General features: G+C 71.9%; 13 protein-coding genes. 6 read left to right on the forward strand and 7 right to left on the reverse strand.

Features of this window, described 5'->3' with window-relative positions:
- The coding region (locus KVT45_RS45800) for an MFS transporter (RefSeq protein WP_217555797.1) at positions 1-1,267 on the forward strand (1,267 nt) is incomplete at its 5' end.
- A 62-nt stretch (positions 1,268-1,329) separates the two neighbouring features.
- Here KVT45_RS45800 and KVT45_RS45805 read toward each other — a convergent pair.
- Positions 1,330-2,943, reverse strand: coding sequence for a metallophosphoesterase family protein (locus KVT45_RS45805; protein ID WP_217555799.1), 1,614 nt, complete (start codon positions 2,941-2,943; stop codon positions 1,330-1,332).
- 253 nt (positions 2,944-3,196) lie between these two features.
- Here KVT45_RS45805 and KVT45_RS45810 point away from each other — a divergent pair, with 253 nt between their 5' ends.
- Complete coding sequence (locus tag KVT45_RS45810) at positions 3,197-4,093, forward strand: RNA polymerase sigma-70 factor (protein ID WP_217555801.1); 897 nt, start codon at positions 3,197-3,199, stop codon at positions 4,091-4,093.
- A gap of 102 nt (positions 4,094-4,195) precedes the next feature.
- The gene (locus KVT45_RS45815) at positions 4,196-4,942 is read left to right on the forward strand and encodes an SDR family oxidoreductase (RefSeq protein ID WP_217555803.1); all 747 of its coding nucleotides are present in this window, start codon (positions 4,196-4,198) and stop codon (positions 4,940-4,942) included.
- 54 nt (positions 4,943-4,996) lie between these two features.
- On the opposite strand, the gene KVT45_RS45820 is transcribed toward KVT45_RS45815, so the two are convergent.
- Positions 4,997-5,338 (reverse strand): hypothetical protein, encoded by a 342-nt coding sequence (locus KVT45_RS45820; protein WP_217555805.1) that lies wholly within the window; start codon positions 5,336-5,338, stop codon positions 4,997-4,999.
- A 480-nt stretch (positions 5,339-5,818) separates the two neighbouring features.
- Between KVT45_RS45820 and KVT45_RS45825 the strand changes: the two genes are divergently transcribed.
- The 3 genes from KVT45_RS45825 (at position 5,819) to KVT45_RS45835 (ending at position 9,374) form a co-directional block, all read left to right on the forward strand.
- Positions 5,819-7,609 carry a CocE/NonD family hydrolase gene (locus KVT45_RS45825; RefSeq protein WP_217555807.1) on the forward strand — a complete coding sequence of 597 codons (1,791 nt, stop codon included), beginning with the start codon at positions 5,819-5,821 and terminating at the stop codon, positions 7,607-7,609.
- Between the two features lie 157 nt (positions 7,610-7,766).
- Positions 7,767-8,591: a DUF1684 domain-containing protein gene (locus tag KVT45_RS45830; RefSeq protein ID WP_217555809.1), complete on the forward strand. Its 825-nt coding sequence runs from the start codon at positions 7,767-7,769 to the stop codon at positions 8,589-8,591.
- Positions 8,592-8,687: 96 nt separating this feature from the next.
- Entirely contained in the window at positions 8,688-9,374 is a 687-nt protein-coding gene (locus tag KVT45_RS45835) for a TetR/AcrR family transcriptional regulator (protein WP_217555811.1), read from the forward strand.
- 114 nt (positions 9,375-9,488) lie between these two features.
- Here the strand turns inward: KVT45_RS45835 and paaE are convergent, their stop codons facing one another.
- From paaE to paaA, 5 genes are read right to left on the reverse strand one after another with little or no spacing between them, the layout of a single operon-like run.
- On the reverse strand, positions 9,489-10,601 hold the full coding sequence (paaE, locus tag KVT45_RS45840; protein ID WP_217555813.1) for a 1,2-phenylacetyl-CoA epoxidase subunit PaaE: 1,113 nt from the start codon (positions 10,599-10,601) through the stop codon (positions 9,489-9,491).
- The gene (gene paaD, locus KVT45_RS45845) at positions 10,601-11,116 is read right to left on the reverse strand and encodes a 1,2-phenylacetyl-CoA epoxidase subunit PaaD (RefSeq protein WP_217555815.1); all 516 of its coding nucleotides are present in this window, start codon (positions 11,114-11,116) and stop codon (positions 10,601-10,603) included. Before paaD ends, paaE begins: the two co-directional genes overlap by 1 nt.
- On the reverse strand, positions 11,110-11,940 hold the full coding sequence (paaC, locus tag KVT45_RS45850) for a 1,2-phenylacetyl-CoA epoxidase subunit PaaC (RefSeq protein ID WP_217555817.1): 831 nt from the start codon (positions 11,938-11,940) through the stop codon (positions 11,110-11,112). Before paaC ends, paaD begins: the two co-directional genes overlap by 7 nt.
- Positions 11,941-11,949: 9 nt before the next feature.
- Positions 11,950-12,240 (reverse strand): 1,2-phenylacetyl-CoA epoxidase subunit PaaB, encoded by a 291-nt coding sequence (paaB, locus tag KVT45_RS45855; protein ID WP_089105013.1) that lies wholly within the window; start codon positions 12,238-12,240, stop codon positions 11,950-11,952.
- On the reverse strand, positions 12,237-13,208 hold the full coding sequence (gene paaA / locus KVT45_RS45860) for a 1,2-phenylacetyl-CoA epoxidase subunit PaaA (protein ID WP_217555819.1): 972 nt from the start codon (positions 13,206-13,208) through the stop codon (positions 12,237-12,239). The genes paaB and paaA overlap by 4 nt, the downstream gene beginning before the upstream one ends.
- Between the last annotated feature and the right edge of the window lie 11 nt (positions 13,209-13,219).

Consider the following 13,219-nt stretch of genomic DNA (forward strand, 5'->3'; position numbering starts at 1 on the left):
GTTCGGGGTGGCGCTGCCGCTGCTCGGCGAGGCCTTCCCGCAGGCGCGGCAACGGGCCGGTGCGATCGGGGCGTTCGGCGCGACCATGGCCGCCGCCACCGCGGTGGGCCCGCTGGTCGGCGGCTACCTCGTCCAGGGACCGGGCTGGCGCCGGGTCTTCCTCGTCAACGTGCCCATCGGGCTGGCGATGCTGGCCGCGGGACGGCTGCGGCTGCGCGAGTCCCGCTCCGCCACCGTCCGCGGCACCGACGCGCCGGGCGCCGTGCTGCTCACCGTGGGCCTGTTCGCGCTGCTGCTGGCCGTCATCCGCGGGAACGACGAGGGGTGGGCCTCGGCGCCGATCCTCGCGCTCTTCGCGGCGGCGGCGATCCTGCTGACGGCACTGCTCGTCCGGGAGTCCCGGGCGGCCGAACCCATGCTGGACCTGCGGCTGTTCACGCGTCCGTCCTTCCTGGGGGTCGCGGTCGCCGTGTTCGCCATGATGGCCACGCTGGTCGCGGCCATGAACTACGCGGCCCTCTACGTCGCCAACACGCTGGGCTACGGCCCCTCGGCCACGGGTCTGCGTTTCCTGCCGCTCACCGTCGCCTCCTTCGTCGCCGCGCCGGTGACCGCCGCCCTCGCCGACCGGATCCCGCCGCGGCTGACCATCAGCGGGAGTCTCGCGCTGACGGCGGCCGGGCTGGCGCTGACCGCCCGGCTGGACGGCGACTCCGGGTGGACCGCGCTGGTCGCCGGGTTCGTCGTCGCCGGCGTCGGCCTCGGCGCGGGGAGCGCCGCCACCTCCAACGCGGCGCTGTCCCTGGCCGAGCCCTCGCGCACCGGCATGGCGACCGCAACGGTGAACACCATGCGCCAGATCGGCCTGGCCACCGGCGTCGCGGTGCTCGGTTCCGTCTTCCAGCGGCGGGTCACCGACGCCATGAGCGACCGGCTCGCCGCCACCGGGCTGCCGCACGACACGGTCGCCACGCTGTCCGAGGCGGTCGGCTCCGGTGCGGGTACCCGTGCCGCGGCCGGGGTCCCCGGGCCGCTGCGGCCGGCCGTCGCCGAGGCGGCCCGGGTGGCCACCGCCTCCGGGCTCGACGACATCCTGCGCATCGGGGCGGTCGCCGCGGGCGTCTGCGCGATGGTCGCGCTTCTGACGATCCGGCGGGAGACGCCGGTGCCGGAGGCCGTCGTCGTGACGGCGCCGGCACGGCCCGGCGGTGCGGCGGACGTGGCAGTCGCCACGGACGGGGTCGAGGGCGTCGTACGCGAGCCCTGAACCGGAACGCGGCGCGGGCCGGGCGGTTGCCGCCCGGCCCGCGTTTCGCGCTGGTCTCGTGATCAGCCGGCGTGGCCGTCGGAGCGCTTGCGGTGCAGGCTGAAGGTCTCGAAGACCGACAGTTCACCGTTGGGCTTGTTCACGTTGTAGTACGTGACGTGCATCCGGGTGGTGTCGCCGGCGTGCCGGCCGGGGTCGACGGTGAAGGCGGCGAAGCCGTAGGGGTGTTCGACGTCCCGGACGCCCACCCACACCGCCTTCTCCTGCACGTAGGTGGAGGTGCGCTTGCCGTTCGACCCGGCGGTGGACGACACGGCGGTGATCACCTTGCCGGTGCCGTCGTTGAAGAACTTCTGGTTCGTGGTGCCCGAGACACCGCCGCCGCCGAGGATCATGTGCACGGTGCCCAGGTTGGCGTCGATGTCGTCGGTGGCCTGCGAGACCGGGTTGGGCGTCAGCGTCTCGCTGCCGTTCACGACGCCGCGCACGGCCAGCGAACGCTCGTAGTTGTGCTCATGGCCGCAGAGCACCAGGTCGACGCCGTACCGGTCGAACAGCGGGCCGTACTTCTCGCGCAGGCCCAGGTCCGCGCCGTTGGCGTCCGAGGAGCTGACCATGACCTGGTGCATGGCGACGACCACCCAGTCGACGTCCTTCGAGGAGCGCGCCGCCTTCAGTTCCTTCTCCAGGAAGGCGAGCTGGCGGCCGCCCGAGTAGCCGCTGATGTAGACGTCGCCGCCGTCCTGGAGGCAGTTGTCGTCGTTCTGCAGCACGATGACCCGCACCGACCCGGCCGTGAACGCGTACCACAGGTTGGCGAGTTCGGCGTCGGTCTCGGTGGAGGGCAGCGAGAAGTACGTCTGGAAGGCGCCGAGGCCGAGCGGGCCGTTGGCCTTCTCGATCTCGTGGTTGCCGGCCGCCGGCATCCAGGGACGGAAGCGCGCCGAACGGGTGTTGTTGGTGAAGAAGTTGTTCCAGGTGCGCACCCGGTCGACGTCGAGGTTGGCGTAGCAGAGGTCGCCGTTGAGCAGGTGGAACAGCGGGGCGACCTGCTCGATGCCGGTGACGATGTCCTTCGTCGCGGGCGTGGAGTTGGCGTCCAGGCCGACGGATCCGTCGGCCGCCCAGGTGACCTGCGGGGCGGACTGGTCGCCGAAGCTGGTGAAGGTGACCGGCCGGCGTCCCTGCGGAGCCGTGCGGAACGTGCCGCTGTCGGGGGTCGCCCCCTCGTGCGTGGCGAGGTACAGGTAGTCCGTGTCCGGGGTGAGCCCCTTGAGCAGGGCGTGGTGGACGTAGACGGTGCGGTTCGAGGTGCCGTCGACGTAGGTGACGGTCTGGGCCTTCTTGCTGGAGCCGAAGCCGTGCTCCAGGGTGCCGTAGCGCACGACGGGCTTGGTCACCGGGCGGTCCGTGATCCAGGACACCGTCATCTGGGTGCGGGGGTCCGCCCCGAAGGTCAGGTGCAGGCCCTGGACGGGGGGCGCGCCGGAGGAGTCCGCGGTGAGGTGGAAGGCCGGAGCGGCGAGCGGTGCGGCCTGTGCCGTACCCGCCCCCAGCAGGCCGGTGGCGGCGGCGCCCGCCCCCGCGGTCCCGAGCAGCCCCAGCGCGTGACGACGGCTGAGTCCCTCCTGGCCCCCCGCCGATCTGTCCTCTGTCGACTCTGTGTGTGTGGTCATGACGCCCTCCCGACGTGCAGCTGAGCAGACAACGACCGCACCCTGACCCAGCCCAACTGCTGCCACATGAACGCCACATGACCACACGGCCGTCACATGTCAGGCATCAGGCCGACAAGACCAACACCTGCCCGTGCCTTTACCGGAATCCGCCCTGCCCTTGGCCTCCGGGGGCCGGCGACACCCCGGCGGCCGTGCGCCGGTCGGGGCAGGGCCGACTTGTAGCATGCTGGTCCGACCCTGGAGGACATCGATGCACGCCGGTGACCACGCCGACTCCCTTGACCGGGCGACGAAGGAGTTCATCGCGGCGCGTCCGCAGCTCTTCGGCATCGCCTACCGCGTGATCGGCAGCGCCGCGGAGGCCGAGGACATCGTCCAGGAGGCGTGGGTGCGGTGGCAGAACACCGACCGTGCCGGTGTCCGGGAGCCGGCCGCCTTCCTGGCCACGGTGACCGCCCGGCTGGCGATCAACTTCACGCAGTCGGCCCGGGTGCGCCGGGAGTCGTACGTCGGCCCCTGGCTGCCCGAGCCCGTCGACACGAGCGCGGATCCGCAGCTGGGCGCGGAGCGCTCGGAGGCGCTCGACATGGCGGTCCTCTTCCTGCTGGAGAAGCTGAACCCGGTGGAGCGGGCCGCGTACGTGCTGCGGGAGGCGTTCGACTACACGTACCGGCGGATCGCGGACATCGTGGAGACGAGTGAGGCCAATGCCCGCCAGCTGGTGAGCCGGGCCCGCAAGCGGCTGGCGGCGGAGCGCCGGGAGCCGGTCGGCTCGGCCGAGCACCGGCGCTTTCTCGAGGTGTTTCTCGCCGCGGCGCAGAACGGCGATCTGCCGGTGCTGGAGGAGGTCCTCACCGAGGACGTGGTCAGCTACGCCGACGGTGGCGGAATCCGCGGGGCGTCGAAGATCCCGGTGTTCGGGCGGCCGCACGTCTCCAAGTACCTTGTCGCCTTCGCCCCGCGCTTCTGGCCGCAGGCTCAGGTGCGCTGGGTCGAGGCCAACGGCAGGCCGGCCGTCCTGGTCTCGGCCTCGGGGACCGCGGTGGCCCTGCTGTCCGCCGACGTGTCGGCGCGCGGCATCGAACGCCTCATGTGGGTGATGAACCCCGCCAAGCTGGCTCCCTACGTGGCGTCGCTGGACGGGTGAGGCTCCCGTTCTCACCTCTTCTCGGGCCGCGTGTCACACGCGAGGAGGCTGCCCGGTCTCTTCGAGTGGAAGCACCAGAGAGATCCCGAGAGGAATTCCGTCATGAAGGTCGTAGTGATCGGTGGCACCGGGCTCATCGGCTCGAAACTGGTTCGCAGGCTCGGCGAGCAGGGGCACGAGGCGGTGGTCGCCTCGCCGAGCACCGGCGTCGACACCCTCACCGGCGAGGGCCTCGCCGAGGTCCTGGAGGGCGCCCCGGTCGTGGTCGACGTGTCCAACTCCCCGTCGTTCGACGACCAGGCCGTCATGGACTTCTTCCGCGCCTCCACGGCGAACCTCCTCAAGGCGGAGGCCGAGGCGGGTGTGCGGCACCATGTGGCGCTGTCCGTGGTGGGTACCGACCGGCTCCAGGGGAGCGGGTACTTCCGGGCCAAGCAGGTCCAGGAAGAGCTGATCAAGGAGTCCGGCATCCCCTACTCCATCGTCCACGCGACGCAGTTCTTCGAGTTCGCGAAGGGGCTCGCCGACGGGGTCACCGAGGGCGACACCGTGCGCCTGCCCGCCGGCCGGATCCAGCCCATCGTCTCCGACGACGTGGCCGCGGCCGTGGGACGCGCCGCGGTCGGCGCCCCGGTGAACGGCGTGGTGGAGGCGGCCGGCCCGGAGGCGTTCGAGCTGGAGGAGTTCATCCGCATGGGACTCGCCGCCCAGAACGACTCCCGCAAGATCGTCACGGACCCGCGGGCGACGTACTGGGGTGCCGAGCTCCAGGAGGACACACTCCTGCCGGGCCCGGACGCACACCTCGGCGAGGTCCGGTTCGCCGACTGGCTCGCCCGGCAGCAGTAGGCCGCGCAGGGGCCCGGCGCGCACGCCGGGCCCCTTCCCTCCGTGCTCCCCTGCCTACGACGCGCCGACCAGCACCACGGTGACGCAGATCGCCATCGCCGCGGTGATCAGGAGCATGGCGGTCAGCGTTCCGCGCAGCCAGTGCCCGAAGCGGGCCTGATGCCGCCGTTCCACCGCGCTGACGCTGGCGGCGATGTGCTCGGTCACCATGTGGGCCACGTAGGTCTGTTCCTGGAGATACCAGCGCTCGATGTCCGACTTCTGCTCCCGCGTCAGCCCCGGTTCGCGTGCGACGAAGTCCGAGACGCGTCGGCGTGCCGCTCGTAGATGGGCCTGCTGGTACAGGAAGTCCTGGATGTCGGTCAGGCCGCGGGCGGCCTCCTCGCTCGTGTCCATGGTGTGCTCCACAGGTGAGGCGGCGGCTGTCCGGCCGGTCGCTGTGGTGCTCGGGCGCGGTGTACGCGCGTCAGCGCCGAAAGGGAGAGCAGCGCGCACGAACGTATCGAGCCGGGACTGGTCGGGGCCGGCGGTCTCGCGAACGCCGTGGCTGGAGCTGGAACTGGAGCTGGAGCTGGAGCTGGAGCAAACGGTGCGAAAGACCAGCGTGGCAAGTTCCGCACGCGGCCGCAAGGGTGTCGGCATGGCGTGATCCCGCGCGCTGCCGCCAGTCGCCTCCACCGGCTGGGCAGGGCCACCTCAAGACGGAGAGATTATCTCCACTTAGGCCTCTGCGGAAGCCTCCGGAGGGCCGCACTTCTCCCCGCTCTGCGGACCTTGACAGCCCCGCGCGCACTTCTCAGACTACCGACCATTCGGTCGATTACTCATGGCCATGGTGCAGCTCAGACGGAGATCCCCCCATCGCAAGGAACCCGTATGACGAAGAGCAAGGCCCGTTGCAGGTTAGGCTCGTCCCGCACCGTCTCGGTGCTGACGGGCAGTTCGGCCGCGCTGCTGCTGGTGGCGGCAGGACAGACGGCGACCGCGACCGCACAGCCCCTCGCGTGGCAGCCGCCCGCGGCCTCGTACGCGGTGAGCCAACCCGTGCACACCACGGTGACCATGGACGACGGTGTGCGGATCGCCGTCGAGATCGTCTACCCGACGGACCCGGACACCGGAGAGCGCGCATCCGGCACGTTCCCGGTGCTGCTGACCCAGAACCCGTACGGCACACAGCGCTCCGACCCGGCGGACAACGGCGCCTACTTCGTCCGGCGGGGCTACGTCTACGTGGCCTCGGCGGTCCGGGGCACGGGGGACTCCGGCGGACAGGTCGACTGGTTCGGTGACCGGCAGGGCGAGGACGGCGCCGCGCTGGTCGACTGGGCGGCCCACACCCTGCCGGGGTCCGACGGCAAGGTGGGTCTGGAGGGCTGCTCCTATCTCGGGGTGAACCAGTGGTTCACGGCGGCGGCCGTGGGCAAGGACTCCCCGCTCAAGGCCATCGCGCCGTTCTGCACCGACTCCGACTTCTACAACGACCTGACGGCCAACGGCGGCATCCCCACCTCCTTCGTGGCCGGCATCGGCCGGGCCGAGCCCCGCGGTCCCGAGGACGATCCGGCCACCGACCCGCAGTCCGTGACCGTCGCCCAGCAGGCCGACGGCGGCTCACGCGCGTACGACGACGCGTACTGGCAGGAACGGAACGTCCAGAAGCTCATGCCGCGGATCGTGCGCAACGGCATTCCGGCGCTCAGCGAGGCCGGGTGGCAGGACCTGTTCCCCGGCGGGAATCTCGGCGCCTACGTGGCCGCCCAGAGCGCCTACTTCGGCCGGCCGTCGACCGCTCCGGTCAGGGCGGGCGAACCCGTCACCGGCCGGTACCAGGCGATCGTCGGCCCCTGGACCCACGGCGAGCACGTCGACGAGGCCGCACTGGAGGCCATCCGGCTGGAGTGGTTCGAGACCTGGCTCAAGGACGCACCGACCGGCATGGCCGACACGTCGACGCCCCTGCACCTCTTCGAGAACGGTGCCGGCTCCTGGACCGACAGCGCCGCCTGGCCGCTGTCACCGCGGGCCCGGACCTACTACCTCGGCAACGGGTCCCTCACGGCGGCCAGGCCGGCCGGGCAGGGGGACGACCGGCTGTCCTGGGCCGCGTCCAGCACCTCGGACGACACGCTGACCTACACCACCGCCCCGCTCACCGAGGCGGCACTGCTCGACGGTCCGGCCGATGTCACCGTCTACGCCGAGGCGACCACGACCGAGACCGAACTGTCGGCGACGCTGAGCATCGTCGCGCCGGACGGAACGGTGACCAAGCAGGCCGACGGCGTGCTGCTGGGCAGCCAGCGGGCCGTGGACACCGAGCAGAGCTGGTACGGCGCGAACGGGACGCTGCTCAAGCCCGGCCACCCCTTCACCCGGGCCTCGCAACGGCCCGTGACCCCCGGCAGGACGACCCGGTACGACATCTCCCTCCTGCCCGGCCTCACGAGGATCCAGGCCGGCTACCGCATCCGCGTCTCCCTCACCAGCGGGCCGCCGGCCGGCTTCCACTACCCGGTCTCCCCCACCCCACGGCAACTGGCCGACCTCGCCGGCGGCGTCTACACGGTCGAGCGTTCGGCGGACGCCGCGTCGTTCGTGAACCTGCCCCTGACGTCCCCCGGCACGGCACACCCGAGCGACAGCTCCTGGGGACCGGCGTCCTGAACGACCGGGCCGCCGCCCTGGTCCCGGTGCCGGGACCAGGGCCGCCGTGTCACATGACTGACAAGAAGCTGTCACACGTGGACCGGAATGCGGGTTCGCCCACCCCCGTTCTGACTGGCACGGCAGTTGAAGAGCCTCGCCCGACGAAAGAGGACGCATGACGACTGAGGCCACCACGACGGATCTCCAGGTCTTCACCGAGAGCTGGCAGGACTGGCACCGCGCCCAGGAGGCCCGGATCTCCGACCCGCACGGGTTCCTGGCCATCACCGGTCTGCACTGGCTCGACGACCGGCCGCAGCGCTTCCCCGACGCTCCCGGCGCCTGGCGCACCGGATCCGAGGGAGTCGTCGTCACCCTGGACGACGGGGAGGAACTGGTCGTCGACGGAACGCCGGTGCGGGGTGAACACCGCTTCGGCGTGCTGCCCGAGCGAGGCGGCGTCGACGCGGTCTGGGGCGACGCCGTCATCGAGGTCGCCAAGCGCGGCGGCAACGACATCGTGCGCCCCCGGCACCCGGACGCCCCGCTGCGCACCGCCTTCACCGGAACACCCGCCTACGCTCCCGACCCGCGCTGGGCCGTGACGGGCCGGTACGTCCCCTTCGACGACCCGCGGCCGACCACCGTGGGCGCCGCGGTGGAGGGCCTCGAGCACGTGTACGACGCCCCGGGCCGGGTCGAGTTCGAGCTGGAGGGGCGGCAGCTGGCCCTGACCGCGTTCCCGGGACGCGGTCCCGGCGGGCTGACGGTGCTGTTCACCGACGCGACCTCCGGGGTCACCACCTACGCCGCCAACCGGGTCCTGACCGTCGGGCCGCCCGCCGCCGACGGCACGGTGGTCCTGGACTTCAACCGGGCCGCGAACCTGCCGTGCGCCTACACGGACCTGGCCACCTGCCCGCTGCCGCCGGCCGAGAACCGGCTGCCGGTGGCCGTCGAGGCCGGTCAGAAGATCCCGCGCGAGCGCGGCGGTTCCTGACCCGGGCGGCCGTACCGATGGGGCGGCGGGCCCCGCTCCCCGCCGCCCGGGCGGCAGCGGCTCGGCACGCATGATCCACGGAGCTACGATGTGCCCATGGCCGAGCGTTCCCCGGAGAGCACGTCGAAGGACGGCGAGCGCCCGCTGCGGCGCGACGCCGCCCGCAACCGGGAACGGATCCTGCTGGCGGCGCGGGAGGTCTTCGGCCGGCGCGGGCTGGGGGTGACCCTGGACGACGTGGCCAAGCACGCCGGAGTCGGCGTCGGCACGATGTATCGCCGCTTCCCCACCAAGGAGGCCCTGGTACGGGCCGTGTTCGAGCAGGACCTCGCGATGCGGCAGGAGTCCGCGGAGCAGGCCCTCGCCCATCCCGATCCCTGGCAGGGGCTCGTCGACTTCCTCATGACGATGGCGGCGGACCTCGCCGAGAACCGCGGTCTGCACGAGGTCATCATGCTGGGGAGCCACAGTTCCGAGCCCATGGAGACGACCCGCGGGGGCATGCTCCCCTACTTGGAGGCGCTGATCCACCGGGCCCAGGACAGCGGGCAGCTGCGGCCGGAGGTGACCGCCTCCGACATCCCCGTCATCCAGCAGATGCTCAGCGCCGCCGCCCAGTTCACCCAGGGCCGCCGGCCCGACATCTGGCGCCGTTACATCGAGATCCTCCTGAACGGCCTGCGACAGCGTCCCGACGACCCTCCGCTGACGACACCCAGCCTGAGCAACGAGCTGGTGGAACAGGTGATGGGCCTGGTGCGGCCCGCACCGGCGCGGGACTAGCCACAGGACGGGGGGCGGGCCTGCCACAGGTCCCGGTGGCTACGCCGGCGCGCGGGCGGTCCAGGGCCGCGACGGGCGTGGCCGGGTTCCGGCGGGGCGGTACGCCGTGGTCGGTCAGCTGTCGTAGTCGACCGTCAACGACTCGGAGACCGGGTAGGACTGACAGGTCAGGACGTAGCCGGCGTCCACCTCGGCGGGTTCCAGGGCGTAGTTGCGGCGCATGTCGGCCTCGCCGTCCGTGATGCGGGCCCGGCAGGTCCCGCACACGCCGCCCTTGCAGGCGAAGGGCAGGTCCGGGCGGATGCGGGCGGCGGAGTCGAGGATGGTGCGCCCGCGCGGGAGCCGTGCGGTGGTGGAGCGGCCGTCCAGGGTGACGGTGACCTCGCTGGCCGGGCCGGTCGCCGCCGCCTCCTCGTGCCGGACGGGCTCGATCGGTTCGTCGGCGAAGAAGAGTTCCTGGTGGATCCGGTGGGCGGGGACGCCCAGTTCGGCGAGCACCTTCTGCGCGTCGAGGACCATGCCGTGCGGGCCGCACAGCCACCAGTGGTCGGCGCCCTCGATGTCGACCAGGCCGTCGATGAGCGCGCCCAGGCGGTCGCCGTCGAGGCGGCCGGAGAGGAGCTCGGCCTCGCGGGGTTCGCGCGAGAGGACGTGGGCGAGGTGGAAGCGGGTGCGGTACTCGTCCTTCAGATCGGCCAGTTCGTCGGCGAACATCACGGTGTCGGTACGGCGGTTGCCGTAGAACAGCGTCACCTTCGAGCGGTCGTCGGCGGCCAGGACCGACTCGGCGATGGACATCATGGGGGTGATGCCCGAGCCGGCCGCGATGAGCACATGGTGGCCGGGCACCGTGAGGTCGGGGGTGAAGGCTCCGGTCGGGGCCATGACCTCGATGGTGTGGCCCGGCCTTACCTCGTGGACCAGCCAGGAGGAGAAGAGTCCGCCGGGCACCTCGCGGACGCCGATGCGGGGCGCGGTGCCGGCCGGCGAGCAGATCGAGTAGGAGCGCCGCTCGTCGCGCCCGTCGACCTCGCGGCGAAGGGTGAGCGACTGGCCGGGGCCGAAGGCGAACTCCTCCGCCAGGGCGGCGGGGATGTCGAAGGTCACCGCCACCGCGTCCTCGCACAGCGGCTGGACGGCGGCGACGCGCAGGGGATGGAAGGCAGGGCGGCGCCGGCGGGCTGTCGTCGCGGGGGCACCGGCGGTCGGTGCCGTCAGCTCTGCCATCAGATCTCCTTGACGTACTCGAACGGCTCCTGGCAGCTGAGGCACCGCCACAGCGCCTTGCAGGAGGTGGCCGCGAACCGGGAGGTCTCCTCGGTGGCGGCCGATCCGCAGCGGGGACACGGAACCGTGCGCCGGGTCGGCGACAGATCCAGCGGAACGGGACCCGCGGAGCGCCGCGGTGCCCTGTTGGGCGGTGCGATGCCGTGTTCGGCGAGTTTGCGGCGTCCTTCGGGGGTGATCCAGTCACTGGTCCACGGCGGGTCGAGGACCGTGCGGATCGCCACTCGGCCGAAGCCGGCGTCCCGCAGGCGGGCGGCGACCCCGGCGCGCATCTCGGCCATGGCGGGGCAGCCCGAGTAGGTCGGGGTGAGGTCGGCGACCACCGTCCCGTCCGGCTCGACGGTGACGTCCCGCAGCACACCGAGGTCGGCCAGGGTGAGCATGGGAAGTTCCGGGTCGGGCACCTGTTCGGCGATGTGCCGGGCCCGCCGGACGTCGGTCAGGACGGTCACCATGTCGCCTCCGGGTGGGCGCGGGCCACGCTCTGCAACTCGGCAAGGAGCGGGGTGAGATGCCCGGTGTGCCCGCCGTCGCGGCCCTGGCCGGGCAGCGGCGTGACCACCGGCATGGGGAGTCCGGCGGCGTCGAGTACCTGGTGGAGATCCGCCAGCACCGCGTCGCGCACGTCGTGGGCGGCGAACAGTTCCTCCCAGTACGGGGCCTGCGCCTCCAGGGCCGTCAGCATCCGCGCATGCGACTCCTCCGTGCCGTCTCCCAGGCGTACGACCCACTCGGCGGCGTACTGCCGGTGGTAGGTCAGCTCCTTGACGCCCTTGGCCGCGATCGCCGCGAGCACCGGGTCGGGCGCGGAGGCCAGTTCGGTGAAGTGGGCGAGCCGCCAGCTGGCGAACACCAGGAGCCGCAGCACGGAGAAGGCGAAGTCGCCGTTGGGGAGTTCGACGAGGCGTACGTTGCGGAAGTCGGCGGCGTCCCGGAAGTAGGCGTAGGCGTCCTCCGTGCGGCCGGTGCCGTCGGTCTGGCCGGCGCGGGAGTAGAGCAGGCGGGCCTGACCGAGCAGGTCGAGGCCGATGTTGGCCAGCGCCACCTCCTCCTCCAGCTCGGGGGCGCGGGTGACCCATTCGGCGAGCCGCTGGGCCAGGACCAGGGCGTCGTCGCCGAGCGCCAGGCAGTCCGCGGCCAGTGCGGCGGTGTCGAGGCCCTCGGGTACGGCGGTGTCGACGCCGTACAACGGGTCCTCGAAGCCGGTGCCGAACGCCCAGCGCGCGTCGCTGTCGTCGTGGCCCTCGGCCAGGCTCAGGTAGACGTGGTCGTCGCTCATCACCGGCTCCTAGATGTGCGGGACATCGTCGGGGATGTCGTAGAAGGTCGGGTGCCGGTAGACCTTGTCGGCGCTGGGGGCGAAGAAGGGGTCCTTCTCGTCCCGGGTGGAGGCGGCGATGTACTCGGAGCGCACGGCCCAGATGCTGACGCCCTCGTTGCGCCGGGTGTACAGGTCGCGGGCGTGAGTGAGGGCCATCTGGTCGTCCGCCGCGTGCAGCGATCCGACGTGGACGTGGTTCAGGCCGCGCTTGCCGCGGATGAAGATCTCGTACAGGGGCCAGTTCTCGGAGTCGCTCATGCCACTGCCTCCTCGCGGGCTCGGGCGGCCTGCTTGGCGGCGTGGGCGCTGGCGGCCGCACGCACCCAGGCACCTTCCTCGTGGGCGGCCCGCCGGCGCTCGATCCGCTCCGTGTTGCACGGGCCGTTGCCGCTGATGACTTCCTTCAGCTCGCTGAAGTCGGGGGTGCCGAAGTCGTGATGGCCGCGCTCCTCGTTCCAGCGCAGCTCGGGGTCGGGCAGGGTCACGCCGAGCTTGGCGGCCTGCGGCACGGTCATGTCGACGAAGCGCCGGCGCAGTTCGTCGTTGCTGTGCCGCTTGATCTTCCAGGCCATCGACTGGGCGGAGTTGGGCGAGTCGTCGTCGGGCGGGCCGAACATCATCAGGGAGGGCCACCACCAGCGGTCCACCGCGTCCTGCACCATCTCCCGCTGGGCGTCGGTGCCGCGCATCATGGTCATCAGCAGTTCGTAGCCCTGCCGCTGGTGGAAGGACTCCTCCTTGCAGATCCGCACCATCGCGCGGGCGTAGGGGCCGTACGAGCTGCGGCACAGCGGCACCTGGTTGCAGATGGCCGCGCCGTCGACGAACCAGCCGATGACACCGACGTCCGCGTAGCTGAGCGTCGGGTAGTTGAAGATCGACGAGTACTTCTGGCGGCCTTCGAGGAGGCGCTCGGTGAGGTCCGCGCGGTCGGCGCCCAGGGTCTCGGCGGCCGAGTACAGGTACAGGCCGTGGCCGGCCTCGTCCTGGACCTTGGCGAACAGGATCGCCTTGCGGCGCAGCGAGGGCGCCCGGGTGATCCACTCGCCCTCCGGCTGCATGCCGATGATCTCCGAGTGCGCGTGCTGGGCGATCTGCCGGATCAGCGTCCTGCGGTAGCCCTCCGGCATCCAGTCGCGCGGCTCGATCCGCTGGTCACGCGAGATCGTCGCCTCGAAACGGGACTCCAGATCGTGCTCGGCGTCCCTTCCGGCCGCTTCAGTCATCTCCACCAACT

This window comes from Streptomyces sp. GbtcB6, from assembly GCF_019091475.1.
In the GTDB taxonomy this organism is placed as follows: domain Bacteria; phylum Actinomycetota; class Actinomycetes; order Streptomycetales; family Streptomycetaceae; genus Streptomyces; species Streptomyces hyaluromycini.

Coding starts and splice junctions, on each gene's coding strand:
- KVT45_RS45835 (WP_217555811.1), top strand. CDS start 8,688: ATGGCCGAGCGTTCCCCGGAGAGCACGTCGAAGGACGGCGAGCGCCCG.
- paaD (WP_217555815.1), bottom strand. CDS start 11,116: ATGGTGACCGTCCTGACCGACGTCCGGCGGGCCCGGCACATCGCCGAA.
- KVT45_RS45805 (WP_217555799.1), bottom strand. CDS start 2,943: ATGACCACACACACAGAGTCGACAGAGGACAGATCGGCGGGGGGCCAG.
- KVT45_RS45810 (WP_217555801.1), top strand. CDS start 3,197: ATGCACGCCGGTGACCACGCCGACTCCCTTGACCGGGCGACGAAGGAG.
- KVT45_RS45825 (WP_217555807.1), top strand. CDS start 5,819: ATGACGAAGAGCAAGGCCCGTTGCAGGTTAGGCTCGTCCCGCACCGTC.
- paaA (WP_217555819.1), bottom strand. CDS start 13,208: ATGACTGAAGCGGCCGGAAGGGACGCCGAGCACGATCTGGAGTCCCGT.
- paaE (WP_217555813.1), bottom strand. CDS start 10,601: ATGGCAGAGCTGACGGCACCGACCGCCGGTGCCCCCGCGACGACAGCC.
- paaB (WP_089105013.1), bottom strand. CDS start 12,240: ATGAGCGACTCCGAGAACTGGCCCCTGTACGAGATCTTCATCCGCGGC.
- paaC (WP_217555817.1), bottom strand. CDS start 11,940: ATGAGCGACGACCACGTCTACCTGAGCCTGGCCGAGGGCCACGACGAC.
- KVT45_RS45830 (WP_217555809.1), top strand. CDS start 7,767: ATGACGACTGAGGCCACCACGACGGATCTCCAGGTCTTCACCGAGAGC.
- KVT45_RS45820 (WP_217555805.1), bottom strand. CDS start 5,338: ATGGACACGAGCGAGGAGGCCGCCCGCGGCCTGACCGACATCCAGGAC.
- KVT45_RS45815 (WP_217555803.1), top strand. CDS start 4,196: ATGAAGGTCGTAGTGATCGGTGGCACCGGGCTCATCGGCTCGAAACTG.